Source organism: Streptomyces sp. NPDC088553, assembly GCF_044752965.1.
In the GTDB taxonomy this organism is placed as follows: domain Bacteria; phylum Actinomycetota; class Actinomycetes; order Streptomycetales; family Streptomycetaceae; genus Streptomyces.
In genome coordinates this window covers 1,123,747-1,141,807 of the sequence record NZ_JBIVMG010000001.1, presented here as the reverse complement: position 1 = coordinate 1,141,807, position 18,061 = coordinate 1,123,747, and the positions used below count along the sequence as shown (strand labels likewise).

Here is an 18,061-nt window from a genome sequence, read left to right as displayed (position 1 = left end):
GGGGCACAGCATCCAGCCTATCCTCCGACGGCCCTCCTTCGCAGGCGTTGTGGATCAGCGGGGTGGGCATCATCGTCCGAGACACGCGGCCGTCCTGGCGGCCGCCCACTCGCGGAGGGACGCTTCGATGGGGGAGAAGGTCGTGGCCGACGGGTTCGGCCCGTCCGACCGGCAGCAGTACCGGAGAAAGCTCCAGCAGTGTCTCGCGGGGCTCGCGAGGCTTCTGGCGGAGAAGAGGTTCGACCGTCCCCGCAATCTCATGGGCGTGGAGATCGAACTCAATCTGGCCGGTGCCGACGGACTGCCCCGCATGCTGAACGGGCCGGTTCTCGAAAAGATCGCCAGCTCCGATTTCCAGACAGAACTCGGAATGTTCAACCTCGAAGTGAACATCGCACCCCACCAGCTCGAAGGGCGCGTATTCGACCGGCTCGCGGAGGAGATCGGCACCGGAATCGGATACGCCGACCGCAAGGCCGCGGAACTCGACGCGGGTGTCGTGATGATCGGCATACTGCCGACCCTGACCCAGGACGACCTGGTTCCCGAGAACCTCTCCTCCGCGGATCGCTACACGCTCCTCAACGACCAGATCCTCGCCGCCAGGGGCGAGGACTTCACGCTCGACATCCACGGGGTGGAACGGCTCCTCTGCACCTCGGAGTCGATCGTTCCGGAGGCGGCCTGCACCTCGGTCCAGCTCCACCTCCAGGTCACCCCGGCCCGCTTCGCCGCCGTGTGGAACGCGGCGCAGGCGGTGTCGGGCGTCCAGATCGCGCTGGGCGCCAACGCCCCCTTCGTCTTCGGCCGTGAACTGTGGCGCGAGTCCCGGCCGCCGCTGTTCACGCAGGCCACCGACACCCGACCGCCCGAACTCCAGGCCCAGGGCGTCCGGCCGCGCACCTGGTTCGGGGAGCGGTGGGTGGACTCGGTGTACGACCTCTTCGAGGAGAACCTGCGCTACTTCCCCGCGCTGCTGCCGATCTGCGACGAGGAGGACCCGCTCCTCGTCCTCGATCAGGGCGGGGTGCCGCGCCTCCAGGAGCTCGTCCTGCACAACGGCACGGTCTACCGCTGGAACCGGCCCGTGTACGGCTGGGTCGACGGCGTCCCGCACCTGCGCGTCGAGAACCGGGTCCTGCCGGCCGGGCCGACCGTCACCGACGTCATCGCCAACGCCGCCTTCTACTACGGGCTCGTCCGTTCCCTCGCCGACGACCCCCGGCCCGTCTGGAAGCGGATGGCCTTCGAGGACGCGGAGGCCAATTTCGACACGGCCTGCCGGTACGGCATCGCGGCGGAGCTGCGCTGGCCGCGTTCCGGCCGGGCCGGCGGCGTCGCGACCGTCCCCGCGGTACGGCTCGTCCTCGACGAACTCCTTCCGCTCGCCGCGGCCGGGCTCGACGCCTGGCACATCGAACCCGCCGACCGGGACTTCTACCTCGGTGTGATCGAACAGCGCTGTCTGCGGCGGGTGAACGGCGCCTCCTGGCAGGCCGACACCTTCCACAAGGCGCTGGAGGCGGGCCTCGACCGCGAGGCGGCGCTCGCGGCGACCACCCGCCGCTACCGCAGCCTCATGCACGCGGGGGAGCCGGTGCACACCTGGCCGGTCGGGATCGACTGAGCGCGGCTCCCGGGGTCGCGGGCGGGCGCGGTGGCCGATCATGGCACAGTGATCGGGATGCCGCCGGAACGGCGTCCGTCCGCGACCGGGAAGTGGAGACAGGTGTGGTGTCGGAGCAACGAGTGAGTGACGCTTCCCTGCCTCCCGACGGGCTGTCGCGCCGGGTCCTGCGCAACGAGACGCTGATCGTCCTCGCGCTCTCGCTCGGGGCGAGCGCCCTGTCGTCCCTCATCAGCTTCATCGGCTCGCTCACCAAGTCCGGGGCGCTGAAGGAGCAGGCGGCCACGCTCAACGGCTCGTACGCGCCGGGGCGGCCCTGGCTCGACCTGTCCTGGCAGCTCTTCGGCATCGCCTCGGCCCTGGTGCCGGTCCTGCTCGTCGCCCATCTGCTGACGCGCGAGGGCTCGGGCCTGAAGGCCATCGGCTTCGACCGGACCCGTCCCTGGACCGACCTCGGGCGCGGGACGCTGCTCGCGGCGGGCATCGGCAGCGCGGGGCTCGCCTTCTACCTGGCGGCGCGGGCGACCGGCTTCAACCTCACGGTGGTGCCCGAGTCGCTGCCCGAGGTGTGGTGGAAGTACCCGGTCCTGATCCTCTCGGCGATCCAGAACTCCGTCCTGGAGGAGGTCATCGTCGTCGGGTATCTGCTGCGCAGACTCGGGCAGTTGGGGTGGACGCCGACGGCCGCGCTGGTGGCGAGCTCGGTGCTGCGCGGCTCGTACCACCTCTACCAGGGGATCGGCGGTTTCCTCGGCAATGTGGTGATGGGCGTGGTCTTCGTCCTGCTGTACCGGCGCTGGGGGAGGGTCGGGCCGCTGGTCGTGGCGCACGCGCTGCTCGACATCGTGGCCTTCGTGGGATACGGGCTGCTCGCGGGCAAGGTGGGGTGGCTGCCCACCGTGTGAGGCTTTGGCCTCGGTGAGGGTGAGTGAGGGGGGTACGGGTTCTCCGTACCCCCCTTTTTTGTTCGCTTCGTGGCCTTTGGTCATGCTGTTGGCTCCGTGGCCGTGGCCGTGGCCGTGGCCGTGGGTCGGGTCAGGCGTGCAGGTCGCCCTCGATGACCGTGACCGCGTGACCGTTCAGGAGGGTGCGGTCGCCGCGCAGCCGGGTGCGGACGATGCCGGTGCGGGCGCCGCCCTGCAGGCCGACCAGGTCGTCGCGGCCGAACCGGGCCGACCAGTAGGGGGCCAGCGCGGTGTGGGCGCTGCCGGTCACCGGGTCCTCGTCGATGCCGACGGCGGGGAAGAAGCCGCGGGAGACGAAGTCGTAGCCGCCGTCCGGGTCCTGGGCGGCGGCGGTGGCGATGATGCCGCGGGTCGACAGGGCCTTCAGGGCGGCGTGGTCCGGCGTGAGCCCGGCCACGGTGGGTTCGTCGCGCAGCTCGACGACGAGGTCGCCGATGTGGTCGGCCGTGTCGTGGACGGCGACGACCTCGGCGCCGAGCGCCTTCTCCAGGCCGTCGGGGACGGGGGCCGGGGTGAGGGAGGAGGTCGGGAAGTCCATCGTGATCGTGCCGTCGTCCTCGGCGGTGGCGCCGAGGAGGCCGCAGCGGGCCGCGAAGCGGACGGGGCCGCTCGCCGTACCGGTGGAGTGCAGGACGTGGGCCGTGGCCAGCGTGGCGTGGCCGCACATGTCGACCTCGGTGGTGGGGGTGAACCAGCGCAGGGCCCAGTCGGCCTCGCCGCCGGCGGGCAGCGGGTGGGCGAAGGCCGTCTCGGAGAGGTTGACCTCCGCGGCGACCCGCTGGAGCCAGGCGTCGTCCGGGAAGGAGTCCAGGAGCAGGACTCCGGCCGGATTGCCGGAGAAGGGCTGGTCGGTGAAGGCGTCGACGATTCGGATCCTCATGGCGCCGACCGTACCGGGGGTGGAATCGGGCGGGCCAAGGCCAATCGCGGAGAACTGGATCGGTCGTCCGTCAGACGGAGGACGGGGAGGTCGGCCCGAAGCGGTACCTGTCCTCCGGGTCGACCATGTCGTCGATGTGGATGAAGTAGTACGACGTCGTCGTGCCGGCCACCACGCCGAGGAGGAACTCGCTGCACGAGGCGGGATGGGCCTCCCAGAGGGGGCCGCGGCCCTCGTTGAGCAGGGTCGTCCACTCCTCCGGCTCCGCACCGGGCCGCACCAGCCAGTACAGGAAGTGCCCCGCGCCTTCCATGTACCCCCGTCGTACATCGGATCCGGGCAGTCCGGTGCCAGCAGCCAGACCGTGCCCGCGAAGACCCCCCGTAGGTCTCGACGAGCCGCTTGCAGTCGGCGGGCAGGGCGGGGCCGGTTCGGGGTCGCTTCAGTCGGCATGCTTGCTCACCGAACAGTTCCGATATATCGTTGAGGCATCGCGACAGTTCATAGAATGAAACCCGATGGAAGGAGCGTTGCGATGCGTTCACATGGACACGAGTACGGAAACGGACACGGAGCCGGCCGTGGAGGCTGCGGCCCCGGGCCTCGCGGTGACTTCGAGGGACGGCGTGCGGCGTTCGGGCCCTTCGGGCCGGGCTTCGGTGGTGGCGGTCCCTTCGGGGGCGGGCCCTTCGGTGGCGGACGCGGTCACGGGGGCGGCCGGGGACGGGCGCGGCGCGGCGACGTGCGTGCGTCGATCCTGGCGCTCCTCAAGGACCGTCCGATGCACGGCTACGAGATGATCAGGGAGATCGGCGAGCGCAGCGACGGGGCCTGGCGGCCCAGTCCCGGCTCGGTCTACCCCACCCTCCAGATGCTGGAGGACGAGGGCCTGATCACCAGCGCGAGCGAGGGCGGCAAGAAGCTGTTCACGCTCACCGACACCGGACGCGCCGAGGCCGAAGAGGGTCCCGACGCACCCTGGGAGGACGCTGGGCGCGGCGTCGACTGGGAGGCCATGAACGAGATCCGGCAGGCCGGTTTCGGTCTGATGGAGGCGTTCGGGCAGGTCTGGAAGGCCGGCAGCGCCGAGCAGCGGAAGAAGGCGGTCGGCGTGATCAACGAGGCCCGGAAGAAGCTGTACCTGATCCTGGCCGACGAGCACTGAGCCCGTGCCCGTGAAGGGGCCGGGAGAATGGTCCGCCCGTGCCCGTGAAGGGCCGGGAAGCCGTCGAAGGGCCCCGTGGCGCTCGCCACGGGGCCCTTTCGTCCGCCTGGATCAGGTCGTCTGCGGTCTTGCGGGTGCCTGGATCAGACCACCAGGCCCGAGAGCTTGCGCAGTGACTCGGTCAGGGCCGCCGTCGCCGAGTCCTTGAGCTTGCCCGCCATCAGGGAGACCGCCGCACCGGTGAACTCTCCGTCGATCCGTACGGTCGTGGCGTCCCCCTCCGCCGCCAGCGAGTAGCGGGTGGTGACGAGCACCCCCATCGGACCCTTCCCCTTGATCGCGAAGGCGCGCTCCGACTCCAGCTCCTCGACCGTCCAGAGCACCTCGGCGGGGAACCCCATCAGCTTCATGTTCTCCGTGAAGGTGGCACCCGCCTCCAGGGTTGCCGGGCCGCCGTTCGGGAAGTTGGTGTGGGTGGCGTTCCACTCGCCGTACGAGGGGAAGTCCACGAGCTGAGCCCAGACCTTTCCGGCCGGTGCCTCGATCCGTGCCTCCGCGCTGACTTCGGCCATGAGACCACCCCTTCACGCGTGCCTGCTGGGTTCCGGTGTCGCGGAACGTAGCCGGGCGGCCGTGAACATTCAATACTGATGAACCGTCAGTTCGGCGGCGGCCGGCCCCGCCCCGTCGCCGATCCACCAGATCTCGGACGCGTCGAAGCTGTCGGAGGCGCGGGGTGCCCCGTCCTCCTCGTGACAGTGGAAGGCCGCCCAGAACAGATCGGCCGGCAGCGCCTCCCGGGGCGCGTACACCCGGTAGACGTACTGCCGCCCGTCGCGTGCGAGCAGAGCCACCATCCAGAACACGATCGGAAGACGTAAGGGGCGGGGCCCGTGGTTGCGGCGGGGGCGCAAAGCAAGGCGGCGCGCGCCTCGGGAGGGCAACGCGCGCGATCTCATCCGTAAGGAGGAGGAACCGCGCGCACGTGCCCAACTCCGGTGGGATGCGGACATGCTTCTCCCCGGCGATGCCCCGGCCCTCCGATCCTGATGAGGTGGGAGGGTGCACCGTCCCGTCCCGATTCCCCAGCAGCCACTCCGGCAGCCCGCCGCCCCGCGCGCGGAACTCGCGCCCTTTCTGACGCCGTCCCTCATGACGGTCGTGACGGGCGCGCGCCGCAGAGCCCTCCGGGACGGCGACCGGCAGATCGACACCGCCCACCTCCTGCACGCGCTCATCGAGTCCGATCCCGAGGCCGGCGCCGCCTTCGAGGGCGGTCAGCAGCTCGCCCGCGTCCGCGGCTACCTCGTGCAGCGTTCCATCGGATACGGGCTGCGCTGGCAGCGCTCGGTCGAGGAGTCGGGGGCCGGCCGCCTGCTGCCCGCCACGCGCGGCGCCGAGCCCCCGGTCGGCCGGGCCGTCTCAGGCTGGTCGCCGGCCGCGTCCGTGGCCCTGGAGGAGGCCTTCCGGCGGGCCGCCGAACGCGGGGACACCCAGGCGCGCGGCCTCGACCTCCTCGCCGTCGTCGCCGCCGATCCGGAGAGCCGGGCCGCCGAGGTGTTGCGCCGCGCCGGGGTCGATCCGGCCGCGCTGAGCGCCCGCGCCGGCGCCCCGGCCGGAGCCCGTGCCGACGCCGGTACGGCCGCTCTGGCGGAAGAGTCCGTTCCATGGCGTGACGGGGAGCCGTCTCAACAGGTGTGACGGGGGTTACGCCCCTGACCGCCTCCTGTCATCATGGCCCGATGCACGCGTCTCAGGGGAGAAGCGCCGGCCTGGGACCAGCCCTGGCCTCGGCCTTCGCATTCGGTGGTTCAGGAGTGGCGGCCAAGCCGCTCATCGAGGCGGGACTCGACCCGCTCCATGTGGTGTGGCTCAGGGTCGCCGGCGCCGCGCTCGTCATGCTCCCGGTGGCCTGGCGCCACCGCGACCTGTTGCGCCGCAAACCCGCTCTCCTCGTGGGCTTCGGGCTGCTCGCCGTCGCGGGCGTCCAAGCCTTCTACTTCGCCTCGATCTCCCGTATCCCCGTCGGCGTCGCGCTGCTCATCGAGTACCTCGCCCCGGCCCTGGTCCTCGGCTGGGTCCGCTTCGTCCAGCGCCGGCCGGTCACCCGCGCCGCCGCCCTCGGCGTCGTCCTGGCCGTCGGCGGTCTCGCCTGCGTCGTCCAGGTCTGGTCCGGGCTCAGCTTCGACCTCGTCGGGCTCCTCCTGGCGCTCGCCGCCGCCTGCTGCCAGGTCGGCTACTTCGTCCTCTCCGACCAGGGCTCGGGCGAGGCCGGACAGGCCGACCCGATCGGCGTCATCGCGTACGGGCTGCTCATCGGCGCCCTCGTCCTCACCGTCGTCGCCCGCCCGTGGGGCATGGACTGGGCGCTGCTCGGCGGCAGCGCCGACATGGACGGCACCTCCGTGCCCGCGTGGCTGCTGCTCGGCTGGATCGTGCTGATCGCCACGGTGCTCGCGTACGTCACCGGCGTCGTCTCGGTGCGCCGGCTCTCGCCGCAGGTGGCGGGTGTCGTGGCCTGCCTGGAGGCCGTCATCGCGACCGTGCTCGCCTGGGTGCTGCTCGGGCAGTACCTCGACGCGCCGCAGATCATCGGCGGCGTGGTGGTCCTGGTCGGCGCCTTCATCGCCCAGTCGTCGACACCGAAGGCGCCCGCTGCGGGACCTGTGGCGGGGTCGGCGGCGGATGCCGGTGTGACGGACGTAGCCGGTGTGACGGACCGCGATACCGAGTTGTCCGCCCGGCGGACCGGGACCTAAGGTGCCGATCATGCATTCGACCGTGCTTCCGCCTCCCGCCGCCTAGCGCGCGCGGAGACCCTTCTCGACGAAGACCGGGCTCGGCCGGGCGACCTCTCGCCCCCGAGCGGTTCGTCGCTGCCCGCGCGCGGAGCCGAGCGACCACCTTTCCCTCCTGTCTTCCACGGAGAAGCCACGTGTCGAACTCTTCGGAATCCGCCCTGTCCGTCGGGCGGAGCCTGCTCTACCTGATCGTCGCCGGGATCGCCTGGGGCACGGCCGGTGCCGCCGCTTCGCTGATCTTCCGCATCAGCGACATGGGCCCGCTGGCCCTGTCCTTCTGGCGCTGCGTCGGCGGTCTCGTCCTGCTGCTCGGGGCGCTCGCCCTGCGTCCCCGGCACCGGGCCGTCCGTACGGCCGCGGAATCGCGCGGCCGCCGGACGGCCCGCATCCTCGGCACGGGGATCGGGCTGACCGTCTTCCAGAGCGCCTACTTCGCCGCCGTCGAGGCCACCGGCCTCGCGGTCGGCACGGTCGTCACGCTGGGCGCGGGACCCGTCCTCATCGCGGTCGGCGCGCGGCTCACCATGGGCGAACGCCTCGGCCGCGGCGGCGTCACCGCCGTCACCGGGGCGCTGGCCGGGCTCGTCGTCCTCGTCCTCGGCGGCGGGGCGGCGGAGGTCCGGCCGCTGGGTGTCGTCCTCGCGGTCGTCTCGGCGGCCGGATACGCGGCGATCACCCTGCTCACGCGATACCTCGGCCGTGACGGCGGCCGCACGGACGCGCTGTCCACCACGACCTGGGCCTTCGCGATCGGGGCCGTCGGGCTGCTGCCCGCGGCGTTCGCGGAGGGGGTCGTACCGCACACGGACGCGCCGGTGAGCGTGCTGCTCCTGCTCGTCTACGTGGCCGCCGTGCCGACCGCGCTCGCCTACGCGCTGTACTTCGCCGGGGCGGCGGTCGTCCGGGCGGCCACCGTCTCCGTGATCATGCTCCTGGAGCCGGTGAGCGCGGCCGTGATCGCCGTCTCGCTGCTCGGTGAGCGGCTCACGACCGCCATCGTGCTCGGCACGCTGCTGCTCCTCGCCGCCGTCACGGGCCTCGCGTTCGCGGAGGCCCGGACGGCGACGGCGGAACGGCGGCGGGAGGCCGTGGCGGTGTAGACGGAGGGGGGCCCGGGGCAGGCGCAGGGGGTGCGGGCCGTCACCCGCGGTGGCGGTTCGTGCCCCTCGACGTCAGCCGGTGGCCCGGCGGCGTAGTTGGTGGCCCCGCGCCGCCCGGTCGCGGGGGCCGTCGCGACCGGCCAGCCGCTCCATGACCCGGTCCTGGACCTCCTGCGGCTTGTTCCCCGCGTACTTGAACTTGGCCCGCACCTCGGTCACCTCAAGGCGCAGCACCCGGATTCCGGACAGCATGCGGCCGAACGGCGCCTCGCCGGGGACGGCGGGGGCCGTGCCGCCGTCCGGCTGGAAGTGGGCGACCTGGCGGTTGAGCAGCTCCGCCTTCTCCGCCGGATCGTCGACCACGTGCGCGGTGCAGCGCAGCTGGACGGAGGCGTAGTAGGAGGTGGGCGTGCCGTGTTCGGCCGGCGTGCCCTCGGGGGCCGTCCAGGTGCCGGGCACGAAGACGTAGTCGTCCACCACGCTGAGGAGCACCGTCGGGTTCGCCTCCAGGGCGCGCCAGAGGGGGTTCGGGCGGGCCAGATGGGTCAGCACCCGGCCGTACGGGCCGGGCTCGGCCTCGTACCGGAAGTGTGTCGGCTGCACCCACGGCGGTTCTCCGGGCAGGCCGTTGACGGCGAGCTGGCCGAAGTCGTGCCGGGAGAGCCAGTCGCGCCACTCGCCCTCGTCGTGGGGGGCGTCCCAGGGGTGGATCAACATGGTCCGTCCGTCCTCGGCATCGTGCGTTCGTCCCTTCGTGGTTCGTGGCTTCTCTAGAGCGCTGCCAGGTAGTCGGGCAGGGCGACGACCGGGTCGAGGTCGTCGGCCGGGACCGGCGCGCCGTAGCCGCCGCGCACCGGGACCACGCCGGCCCAGTGAGGGAGACCGAGGTCCTCGGCGTCGTCGTTGGGGCCGCCGGTGCGGACCTTCGCCGAGACCTCGTTCAGATCCAGGCGGATCACGGCCGTGGCGGCGAGCTCCTTGGCGTTCGCGGGGCGGGAGTCGGCGGAGCGGCCGGGGACGACCTGGTCGACCAGGGCGTCGAGGGCGATGCGCAGCTCCTCGGGGTCGGTGACCTGGTGGGCGGTGCCGAGGACCACGACCGAGCGGTAGTTGAGAGAGTGGTGGAAGGCGGAGCGGGCGAGCACGAGTCCGTCGACGTGGGTCACGGTCAGGCAGACGGGCAGACCGGGGGCCGTCACGCCGTCGCCGGCCGCGCGCAGCGGCCGCGAGCCGGTGGAGCCGTGCACGTAGAGACGGTCGTCGACGCGACCGAAGAGCGTCGGGAGCACGACCGGCGCGCCGTCCCGGACGAACCCGAGGTGGCAGACGTACGCCTCGTCGAGTATCGAGTGGACCAGGGCCTTGTCGTACGACGCCCGCTTGCGGGAGCGCGTGGGGACGGTCCGGTCGGTCGGCGCGTACGTGTCGGCGACGGCAGCGGTCTCGGAGGCCCCGGCGGAGGTCCTGTCGGCGGCCGTGTCGGCGGCGGTGCTCATTGCGTTCTCCATTGCACTAGTGCATACTTGTCTTTGTGCTAGGAGAGTATCGGATCGAAGGTCGTCGCGCATCGGACATTGCCGCGAGTGTGGAACGAGGGGTGGGGCTCGGAGCTCTTGAGCCAGGACAACTCCTGCCGCCTATGCGGGAGTTGGCCGGACTGCTCGGCGTGAACCCGAACACCGTCGCCGCCGCCTACCGCACCCTGCGCGAGCGCGGGGTCATCGAGACCGACGGGCGGCGCGGCAGCCGGGTGCGTCCGCGGCCCGCCACGACCGCGCGCGGCTCCCTCCGGGTGGAGGCCCCCGCCGGGGTCCGGGACGTGGGCAAGGGCAACCCCGACCCCGTCCTGCTGCCCCCGCTCGGCGAGGCCTTCGCCGAGGTCGCGCGGAGCTACGCCGAGCGGCCCGGCATGTACGGAGAGGCTCCCGTCGACGAGGAGTTCGGGCGCCTCGCGCGCGCCGCCTTCGACGCGGACGGGGTGCCGGACGGGCCCATCGGTGTCGCGTCCGGGTCCCTCGACGCCGTCGAGCGGGTGCTCGCCGTGCACCTCAGGCCCGGCGACGCCGTCGCCGTCGAGGACCCGGGCTGGGGCAGTCTGCTCGACCTGGTGCCCGCGCTCGGGCTGCGGCCCGTGCCGATCGCCGTCGACGACGAGGGGCCGCTGCCGGAGGCGGTCGAGCGCGCCATCACGAAGGACGGGGCGCGGGCGGTGATCGTGACGGACCGGGCGCAGAACCCGACCGGTGCGTGTGTGACCGAGGCCCGCTCGTCGGAGTTGCGGCGGGTCCTCGATGAGCATCCCGGTGTGCTGCTCATCGAGGACGATCACGGGCACGGGATCGTCGCGCAGCCGCTCCACCCGCTGGCCGGGGGCACCGACCACTGGGTGCTGATCCGCTCGGTCGCCAAGGCCTACGGCCCCGACCTGCGGGTCGCCGCCTTCACCGGCGACGCCGAGACCGTCGACCGGGTCCTCGGTCGGCAGCGGCTCGGGCCCGGCTGGGTGAGCCGGCTCCTCCAGCGGACCGTCGTGCACCTGTGGGCCACGGACGCGGTGGACCCGGCGGTCGTCGCGCGCTCGTACGGGAAGCGGCGCGACGGGCTCGTACGGGCCCTGGCCCGGCGGGGCGTCGAGGCCCACGGGCGCAGTGGCATGAACGTGTGGGTGCCGGTGCCCGACGAGACCCGGGCGGTGGCGGGTCTCGTGGCGGCGGGGTGGGCGGTGGCGCCGGGGGCGCGGTTCCGGATGGAGGCGGGGCCGGCGGTACGGCTCACGGTGTCGGGGCTTGAGGCGGGCGAGGTGGAGGCGCTGGCGGAGGCGGTGGCGGGGGCGGTGGGGCCGGTGGCGGCGCGGAGCTATGGGTGAGGCGGGAGCGTGGCGGGACCTTGCCGCTCCGGGCAGCGCCTGAGCCTTCGCCCGTGCGGGGCGGCTGCGCCTTCGTCACCGTCGTGTGGGCCCGTGCCCCGCGCCGTGTGGGCAATCGTCCCGCGGGGCGGGACGGGTGGGCACACGGGGCGGCGCGCTCGGCGGCGCCTCCGCCCCTGGCGCCTGGACCCGTACCCCGAGCGCATTGCGCAAGGGGTGCGGGTCAGGGTGCGGAAGCCTGGGCCCGGCTGGGGGCGCCGTCCGTTGTGCCCACCCGATTGCCCGCAACGGGGGTGGCGGTGGCGGCGTCCGTTGTGTTCACGTTGCCCGCGACAGGCGTGGTCGTGCGGCGGGGCGGTCGGGATTGGGTGAGGGCCGCGCCGGCCAGGACTATCACGGCGCCCACCGGGGTGTTCCACGTGAGTTGTTCGTCCAGGAGCGCCACTCCCGCCGCCGTGGCGATCACCGGGATGAAGTACGTGACCATCGCGGCCGTCGTCGGGCCGACCTCCGCGACCACCCCGTACTGCAGCAGCATCGCGTACCCCGTACCGAGCGCGCCGAGGGCGATCACCGCGAGCAGCGGGAGTACCTCCACCGACTTCGGCAGCGAGGTGAACAGCGGCGTGACGACCGCCAGTTGCAGGGTCGCGAGGCCGACCTGGGAGCCCGCGAGCGAGAGGTTCGACGAGCCCGTGCCGGTCAGCGTCCTGCGGACGTAGATCCAGCCGACCGCGTAGCTGAACGAGGCCAGCAGGGCCAGCGCCGTGCCCGTCACGTCGACGCCCGAGAAGCCCTGCCACGCGCCGAGGACCGTGAGCACGCCCATGAAGCCGATGCCCAGGCCCGCCGCGCGGACCCGGGTCGGGCGGTCCTCGGAGAGCGCCACGAGGGAGAGCAGCATGCCCCACAGCGGGGTCGTCGCGTTGCAGATCCCCGCGAGCGTCGACGGGATGGTCAGCTCGGCGTACGCGAAGAGGGAGAAGGGCAGCGCGTTGAGGAGGAAGGCCGCGACCGTCAGACGGCCCCAGACGCGGGCGCCGCGCGGCAGCCGGTCGCGCTTCACGACCAGGGCGACGGCGAGCACCGCCGTACCGAAGAGGAGCCGCCCGAAGGTCACCTGGAAGGGCGCGAAGCCCTCCGTGCCGACCTTGATGAAGACGAAGCTGAAACCCCAGATCAGGGCCAGTACGCCGAAGCGGACGCGCCAGTCGAGCAGGCGGGAGGAGGAAGGTGGGGCTGTGGGGCTCATGCACTCAGGGTGACCGCGCCGACTTCTTAGGACAAGCGAGAATTCCTCGACCCCTTCCCTTAGTATCGCTTACATGTTGAATCTGGAGCGCCTGCGCACCCTCGACGCCGTCGCCCGCCACGGTTCGGTCAGCGGCGCGGCCGACGGACTCCACGTCACCACCTCCGCCGTCTCCCAGCAGCTGTCCAAGCTGGAGCGCGAGGTGGGGCAGCAGCTGCTCGCCAAGAACGGCCGGGGGGTCCGGCTCACCGACGCCGGGCTGCTGCTCGCCGAGCACGCCGCCCGGATCCTCTCCCAGGTCCAGATGGCCCAGGCCGACATCGAGGCCCAGCGCGGCCAGGTCGTGGGCCAGGTGCGGGTCGCCGGCTTCCCGACGGCCGCCCGGGGCCTCTTCCCGGCCGCGCTCGCCGCCCTGCGCGAGGGGCACCCCGACCTCCGGGTCCGTACGACGGAACTGGAGCCGGAGAACGGCGTGCGCGCGGTGCTGCGCGGCGACGCGGACCTCGCGCTCGTCCTGGACTGGAGCAACAAGCGGGCGCCCGTGCCCGGCGGCCTGGAGCGCGCCCATCTGCTCGACGACTCCGCCGACGTGGCCCTGCCCGCCGGTCACCCGCTGGCCGGGCGGGAGGCGGTGGACCTGGTGGACTTCGCCGACGAGGAGTGGGTCTCCTGGCCCGAGGGTGAGTTCTGCCACGACTGGCTGATGTTCACGCTGCGCTCGCAGGGCATCGAGCCCCGGATCGGTCACCTGGCGGGGGAGCACCACACGCAGCTGGCGCTCGTCGCGGCGGGACTCGGCGTGTGCGTCACGCCCAGGCTCGGCCGGCCCGTGCCGGAAGGGGTCGTCTTCGTGCCCGTACGCCAGCAGGTGCGGCGCCACATCTACGCGACCTGGCGCGCCGACGCGGGCCGCCGGCCCTCCGTGCGGGCGGTCGTCGGCGCGCTGCGGGCGGCGGCCGAGCCGTTGGGGAGCTGACCCGGGTTCAGAGGCCGGCGAGCTTGCGGAAGTCCCAGGACGCGATCGCGTCCGGTGTCAGTCGCATCCAGGCGTGCCTGCCGTCGTGCGGCATCGCGTCCAGGCCGAAGTTCTTGGCGGCGAAGAGCTGCTCGGGCACGTCGAGTTCGGGGCACGGCTCGCCCGTACGGGGGGCCTCGCCGACGAAGGTGACGGTGCCCGAGAGCTCCACGCCGCGCAGTTCGCCGTAGTCCTCGCCGTCGTCCACCACGACGGCGATCCTCGGGTCGGCGCGCAGCTCCGCCCAGCGGCGGCTGCGGGTCAGCGAGTACAGCCAGAGCGAGGAGCCGTCCCAGGCGAACCAGAGCGCGCTCACGTGCGGGCGGCCGTCGGCGGAGACGGTCGCGACCCGGCAGGTGCGCTGTTCGGCGAGGAAGGAGTCGAGCTCCGCCGGGGTCATCATGATCCGGCGTCCACGGCGCTGTGCGACGGTCATCGTCCGCACCCTTCTGGATTTCTGATGAGACGTCAGAAAGCATGGGGGGTCATTCGCGCGCGTGCAAGGGGAGAGACCATGGACCAGAGGGCGAGAGAACGGCTCGGGGAGCGGATCCGGCCGGACGGCGGGGTCGTGCTGCTCACCGTCGAGTGCCAGCAGGGGGTCGTCGGGCCGGACAGCGCACTGCCCGAACTGGCCGCCGTCGCCCGCGCGTCGGGGGCCTTGCGGAACGTCGCCCGGCTGGTGGCCGCCGCGCACCAGGCGGACGTCCAGGTCATCCACGCCGTCGCCGAACGGCGCCCCGACGGGCGGGGCGCCAACAGCAACGCCCGGCTCTTCCGGGCCGCCGCCCGCCTTCCCGTACAGCAGCACAGCGGGAGCACCGCGGTACGGATCGCCGAACCGATCGAGGTCGCCGAGGAGGACCTCGTCGTACGGCGGCTGCACGGGCTCTCGCCGCTCGCGGGGACCGATGTCGACCCGCTGCTCCGCAACCTCGGCTGTCGGACCCTGATCGTCACCGGCGTCTCCGCCAACGTGGCCGTGCCCAACGCCGTCTTCGACGCCGTCAACCTCGGCTACACCGTGGTCGTGCCCGGGGACGCCATCGCGGGGGTGCCGGCCGACTACACCCCCGCGATGATCCGTCACACCCTCGCGCTCGTCGCCACGATCACCACGACCGACGAGATACTCGCCTCCTGGAAGTTCCCCCGGCGGTCCGGGAGCGCGGCCAGCGCGTCGGGCGGAGGGACCACCGGCAGCGCCGGAGGCGACGGGAACTCCGGGGGTGTCGTCAGCCGAGGCTGATCGCGTCGCCGACCACCTGGATCGGTGTCGGAGGCAGGGGGGAGCCGGCCGGGCCGGACTTCACGCTGCCGTCCGACACGTCGAAGTGGCTCTGGTGGCACGGGCAGACGATGACGCCTTCCTTGACGCTGCTCACGGCGCAGCCGGCGTGGGTGCACTTCGAGGAGAAGGCCTTGAACTCGCCGGCCTTCGGCTGGGTGATGACCACGCCCTTGTCGGCGAGGACCTTCCCGCCGCCCACCGGGATGTCCGCGGTCCGCGCGAGCGTCTCGCCCTCCGCCGCCGCGCCCTTGTCGTCCGTGCCACCGCCCCCGCAAGCGGCGAGTACCGCTACGAGCCCCGTGCCGCCCGCCGCCGCGACGACCGTCCGGCGTGCCACTCCGCTCATGTGCTGTCCCTCTTCCCTCATGCGTTCGGTGCACTTGTGCTCCTGCCCGAAGGTACGGCTGTGAGCTGTGTCCCGTTCACAGGATCGAGCGTTCGCCTCCTTACAGTTCTGGCTAGAGTGTCTGATCCTGGACATCTTGTGATCGAACTGTCCATCGGAGGGGAGGCGACGGGCATGCTGACGCGGTCGGTGAGTGCCCATCACGTACGAGCCGTGCTGCTGGCCGCCGAGCGGCGGGGGGTCGCCGCCGGGCCGCTGCTCGCCCGGGCCGGACTGTCCTCGGCGCTCGTCGAGGAGCCCCGAACCCCGGAGCGGGCCTCGGTCCGGGTTCCGGCGGAGCAGTTCGGACAGCTCGTCAGAATGCTCTGGGCCGCCCTCGACGACGAACTCATCGGCTTCGGCGGCGCGCCCAGCAAGGTCGGGACCTTCGCGATGATGGCCCATGTCGTGGTCCACGGCAGCCGTGACCTGCGCGAGGCGCTCCGGCGGGCCGGCACCTTCTACTCCCTCTTCCCGGGCGGCCCGCGCTTCCGCCTCGTGGAACCGGCGGCGGACGTCACCTGGACCGACGACGCCGACGAGGCCCTGATGGAGTTCGACGTCTCCGGGTACGACGACCCCCTCCACTTCGGCGCCGAGTCCACCGTCCTCGTCGCACACCGCTTCGCGGGCTGGCTGGTCCGGCGCCGGATCGGCCTGCGCCGCGTCGAGTTCGTCCACCCCGAGCCCCGGCACGCGCGCGAATACGCCCTCCTGTTCGGGGCGCCCTGCGTCTTCGGCGCCGCGCGGACGGCCGCCGTCTTCGACCGGGCGGACCTCGACGAACCGGTCCTGCGGGACGCCGCCGAGCTCAGGGTCTTCCTCCGTCGCGCCCCCTTCGACGTGCTCGTCCGCGCCGACTACGGCAGTACCGCGACCGGCCGCGTACGGCACCTGATCGGGAGGTCCCTGCCCGCCGGACCGGTGCCGACGCCCGAGGAACTCGCCGACCGGCTGTCCGTCAGCCCGCAGACCCTGCGCCGTCAACTGGCCGCCGAGGGAACCACGTACCAGCGGCTCCGCGACCAGGTCCGGCGCGACCACGCCCTCGCCGAGCTGACCGGCGGCCGGATCTCGATCGAAGGGCTCTCGCGCCGGCTCGGCTTCTCCGAACCCAGCGCGTTCCACCGGGCGTTCCGGCGCTGGACCGGTGAGACGCCCCGGGCCTACCAGGCCAGGGCACGCGCGCGCGACCACCGGGGCGCACCGTCTCCGACGCCGGGCGCTCCCGGTCAACAACCCTGAGCGGTACGGTCACAGCCGCCGTCCGCCGCCCGGCCTACCGTCCCGCCATGACCGAAATCGACCGGTCCGGCGCCCTACGGCCCCCGGACCCCCGCAGCGCTCGTCCCCGTACCCGGACCGGGTCCCGATGACCGTGCGCCGGGTGGCCGGTGCCGTCCTCGGGGCCGGGACGGTGCTCTGTCTCGTCGCCGCGGTGGCCGTGACGGCCCTCGGCGTACGGGTCGACGGCACGAGCATGGCGCCGACCCTTCACGAGGGGGACCGGATCCTCGCGGCGCCGGGCTCCGAGGGGGAGGCGCGCCGGTTCGACGTGGTGCTGCTCCGTGCCACCGGGAAGGACGCCCTCCTGGTCAAGCGGGTGATCGGCCTGCCCGGCGACCGGGTCGGCATCGTCTCCACGCCCGAGGAGCCCTTCCAGGTGCTGCTGCAGGAAGGAGGAGCGGGCCCGGTGCGGCGGGTGGTGGCACCCCAATGGGCGGAGCAGGCCCACCGTACGGGCGCGTGCTGCGGTCCGGACGGGACCCGGTCGGCGCGGTCCGAGCTGCGGACCGTACCCGAGGGGTCGTTCTTCTATCTGGGCGACAACCCCGACCTGTCCGACGACTCGCGGGCGTACGGCTGGGGCGAGATCGCGCGGATCGAGGGCCGGGTCGGCGCGCGGGCCTTCCCGGTCTCGACGTCCCCGGACATCGGCAACCGGCCGGTTCTGGAGGAGTACCGGGGGCCGGGTCCCTAGGGGGGCGTCTTGCCGGTCAGGGTCGACAGCCCCTGGCGGTGTCCTGCCGGTCGGACCGGGTGCTCGCGGGCGGTACCTTCTCGTCGCCCGTGCTCAGGGCGACCCGGACCACGGTGTCCGCGACGCGCCGGGCGGACTCCTCGGGCGAGGAACCGGCCTGGACGATGTGGCTCGCCGTGAGCCGGACCGCCGCGTCCACGGCGAGTTCGCGCGCGACCGGGTCGATCGTCGGCCAGGCCTCCGCGACATACGCGTCGGCCATCGCCGTCGCCGTGTCGAAGGCCGCTGCCGAACGGGTCGTCAGATAGGAGAGGAGGCCGTCCTCGCCGGTGCTCGTCAGCATGGCCTTGATCAGCGGGTTCCGGCCGGCCAGCGTGAGCGTGAAGCCGACGGCGGTCTCGACCGCCGCGCGCAGGTCGTCCCGGTGGGCGTCCAGGCCCTCCTGGATGCCGACGAGGCAGCGCTCCAGCTCGCGCTGGAAGAGGGCCTCGCCGACCGCCTCCTTGGAGGGGAACTCCGAGTACAGCGTCTGGCGGCTGACCCCGACCGCGCCGGCCAGGTGTGCCATCCGCAGCTTGTCGAAGCCGCGGTCCGCGACCGCCTCGTACGCGGCGTCCAGCAGGCGCTCGCGCAGCAGTGTCCGGACCGTTTCCCTGAACCGTGGCATCGGCCAAGCCTAGTCCAGCGGGAATTCTCTCCAGGAGTGTCCGAAGTATTGACACTTCACGAGAGA

The 18,061-nt window shown here is 72.8% G+C and carries 21 protein-coding genes; 11 read left to right on the top strand and 10 right to left on the bottom strand.

All coding sequences use genetic code 11. The features are described from left to right. Nucleotides 1–127: 127 nt before the first annotated feature. Entirely contained in the window at nt 128–1,627 is a 1,500-nt protein-coding gene (locus ACIP8Z_RS05090) for a glutamate--cysteine ligase (protein WP_402078807.1), read from the top strand. Nucleotides 1,628–1,749: 122 nt separating this feature from the next. Continuing rightward, entirely contained in the window at nt 1,750–2,532 is a 783-nt protein-coding gene (locus ACIP8Z_RS05085) for a CPBP family intramembrane glutamic endopeptidase (RefSeq protein ID WP_402078804.1), read from the top strand. A gap of 130 nt (nt 2,533–2,662) precedes the next feature. Here the strand turns inward: ACIP8Z_RS05085 and ACIP8Z_RS05080 are convergent, their stop codons facing one another. Both ACIP8Z_RS05080 and ACIP8Z_RS05075 read right to left on the bottom strand, forming a co-directional pair. Beyond that, on the bottom strand, nt 2,663–3,472 hold the full coding sequence (locus ACIP8Z_RS05080) for a PhzF family phenazine biosynthesis protein (RefSeq protein WP_402078802.1): 810 nt from the start codon (nt 3,470–3,472) through the stop codon (nt 2,663–2,665). A 70-nt stretch (nt 3,473–3,542) separates the two neighbouring features. Then, entirely contained in the window at nt 3,543–3,785 is a 243-nt protein-coding gene (locus ACIP8Z_RS05075; protein WP_402078799.1) for a hypothetical protein, read from the bottom strand. Between the two features lie 222 nt (nt 3,786–4,007). Between ACIP8Z_RS05075 and ACIP8Z_RS05070 the strand changes: the two genes are divergently transcribed. Then, nucleotides 4,008–4,637, top strand: coding sequence for a PadR family transcriptional regulator (locus ACIP8Z_RS05070; RefSeq protein ID WP_187623566.1), 630 nt, complete (start codon nt 4,008–4,010; stop codon nt 4,635–4,637). A gap of 143 nt (nt 4,638–4,780) precedes the next feature. Here ACIP8Z_RS05070 and ACIP8Z_RS05065 read toward each other — a convergent pair whose 3' ends face one another. Together ACIP8Z_RS05065 and ACIP8Z_RS05060 are read right to left on the bottom strand one after the other, a co-directional pair. Further along, nucleotides 4,781–5,209 carry an SRPBCC family protein gene (locus ACIP8Z_RS05065; protein WP_402078796.1) on the bottom strand — a complete coding sequence of 143 codons (429 nt, stop codon included), beginning with the start codon at nt 5,207–5,209 and terminating at the stop codon, nt 4,781–4,783. Nucleotides 5,210–5,278: 69 nt separating this feature from the next. Then, nucleotides 5,279–5,503 (bottom strand): hypothetical protein, encoded by a 225-nt coding sequence (locus tag ACIP8Z_RS05060; protein ID WP_055604039.1) that lies wholly within the window; start codon nt 5,501–5,503, stop codon nt 5,279–5,281. A 286-nt stretch (nt 5,504–5,789) separates the two neighbouring features. Here ACIP8Z_RS05060 and ACIP8Z_RS05055 point away from each other — a divergent pair, with 286 nt between their 5' ends. The 3 genes from ACIP8Z_RS05055 (at nt 5,790) to ACIP8Z_RS05045 (ending at nt 8,538) form a co-directional block, all read left to right on the top strand. Then, the gene (locus tag ACIP8Z_RS05055; RefSeq protein ID WP_402078793.1) at nt 5,790–6,338 is read left to right on the top strand and encodes a Clp protease N-terminal domain-containing protein; all 549 of its coding nucleotides are present in this window, start codon (nt 5,790–5,792) and stop codon (nt 6,336–6,338) included. Nucleotides 6,339–6,379: 41 nt separating this feature from the next. Then, nucleotides 6,380–7,396 carry an EamA family transporter gene (locus tag ACIP8Z_RS05050; RefSeq protein ID WP_402078790.1) on the top strand — a complete coding sequence of 339 codons (1,017 nt, stop codon included), beginning with the start codon at nt 6,380–6,382 and terminating at the stop codon, nt 7,394–7,396. Nucleotides 7,397–7,572: 176 nt separating this feature from the next. Further along, entirely contained in the window at nt 7,573–8,538 is a 966-nt protein-coding gene (locus ACIP8Z_RS05045; RefSeq protein WP_402078788.1) for a DMT family transporter, read from the top strand. A gap of 72 nt (nt 8,539–8,610) precedes the next feature. On the opposite strand, the gene ACIP8Z_RS05040 is transcribed toward ACIP8Z_RS05045, so the two are convergent. After that, nucleotides 8,611–9,255, bottom strand: coding sequence for an FMN-binding negative transcriptional regulator (locus tag ACIP8Z_RS05040; RefSeq protein WP_402078786.1), 645 nt, complete (start codon nt 9,253–9,255; stop codon nt 8,611–8,613). Between the two features lie 53 nt (nt 9,256–9,308). Then, nucleotides 9,309–10,034 (bottom strand): pyridoxamine 5'-phosphate oxidase family protein, encoded by a 726-nt coding sequence (locus tag ACIP8Z_RS05035; protein WP_402078784.1) that lies wholly within the window; start codon nt 10,032–10,034, stop codon nt 9,309–9,311. Between the two features lie 35 nt (nt 10,035–10,069). Between ACIP8Z_RS05035 and ACIP8Z_RS05030 the strand changes: the two genes are divergently transcribed. Beyond that, nucleotides 10,070–11,404 carry an aminotransferase class I/II-fold pyridoxal phosphate-dependent enzyme gene (locus ACIP8Z_RS05030; RefSeq protein WP_402078781.1) on the top strand — a complete coding sequence of 445 codons (1,335 nt, stop codon included), beginning with the start codon at nt 10,070–10,072 and terminating at the stop codon, nt 11,402–11,404. A gap of 223 nt (nt 11,405–11,627) precedes the next feature. Here the strand turns inward: ACIP8Z_RS05030 and ACIP8Z_RS05025 are convergent, their stop codons facing one another. Beyond that, nucleotides 11,628–12,656: a DMT family transporter gene (locus tag ACIP8Z_RS05025; RefSeq protein WP_402078779.1), complete on the bottom strand. Its 1,029-nt coding sequence runs from the start codon at nt 12,654–12,656 to the stop codon at nt 11,628–11,630. A 73-nt stretch (nt 12,657–12,729) separates the two neighbouring features. On the opposite strand from ACIP8Z_RS05025, the gene ACIP8Z_RS05020 reads away from it, so the two are divergent. Beyond that, nucleotides 12,730–13,632, top strand: a complete 903-nt coding sequence (locus ACIP8Z_RS05020; RefSeq protein ID WP_402078777.1) for a LysR family transcriptional regulator — start codon at nt 12,730–12,732, stop codon at nt 13,630–13,632. 7 nt (nt 13,633–13,639) lie between these two features. On the opposite strand, the gene ACIP8Z_RS05015 is transcribed toward ACIP8Z_RS05020, so the two are convergent. Next, nucleotides 13,640–14,107 carry a pyridoxamine 5'-phosphate oxidase family protein gene (locus ACIP8Z_RS05015; protein WP_402078775.1) on the bottom strand — a complete coding sequence of 156 codons (468 nt, stop codon included), beginning with the start codon at nt 14,105–14,107 and terminating at the stop codon, nt 13,640–13,642. Between the two features lie 78 nt (nt 14,108–14,185). Between ACIP8Z_RS05015 and ACIP8Z_RS05010 the strand changes: the two genes are divergently transcribed. Further along, entirely contained in the window at nt 14,186–14,920 is a 735-nt protein-coding gene (locus ACIP8Z_RS05010; RefSeq protein ID WP_402078772.1) for a cysteine hydrolase, read from the top strand. Here ACIP8Z_RS05010 and ACIP8Z_RS05005 read toward each other — a convergent pair. Further along, on the bottom strand, nt 14,907–15,308 hold the full coding sequence (locus tag ACIP8Z_RS05005; RefSeq protein ID WP_402078771.1) for a Rieske 2Fe-2S domain-containing protein: 402 nt from the start codon (nt 15,306–15,308) through the stop codon (nt 14,907–14,909). The two genes, ACIP8Z_RS05010 and ACIP8Z_RS05005, sit on opposite strands and share 14 nt — an antisense overlap. 189 nt (nt 15,309–15,497) lie before the next feature. Here ACIP8Z_RS05005 and ACIP8Z_RS05000 point away from each other — a divergent pair, with 189 nt between their 5' ends. Then, nucleotides 15,498–16,592, top strand: a complete 1,095-nt coding sequence (locus ACIP8Z_RS05000; protein WP_402078769.1) for an AraC family transcriptional regulator — start codon at nt 15,498–15,500, stop codon at nt 16,590–16,592. A 127-nt stretch (nt 16,593–16,719) separates the two neighbouring features. Continuing rightward, nucleotides 16,720–17,328 carry a signal peptidase I gene (gene lepB, locus ACIP8Z_RS04995; protein ID WP_402078766.1) on the top strand — a complete coding sequence of 203 codons (609 nt, stop codon included), beginning with the start codon at nt 16,720–16,722 and terminating at the stop codon, nt 17,326–17,328. 16 nt (nt 17,329–17,344) lie between these two features. On the opposite strand, the gene ACIP8Z_RS04990 is transcribed toward lepB, so the two are convergent. Then, nucleotides 17,345–17,995: a TetR family transcriptional regulator gene (locus ACIP8Z_RS04990; RefSeq protein WP_402078763.1), complete on the bottom strand. Its 651-nt coding sequence runs from the start codon at nt 17,993–17,995 to the stop codon at nt 17,345–17,347. Nucleotides 17,996–18,061 lie beyond the last annotated feature (66 nt).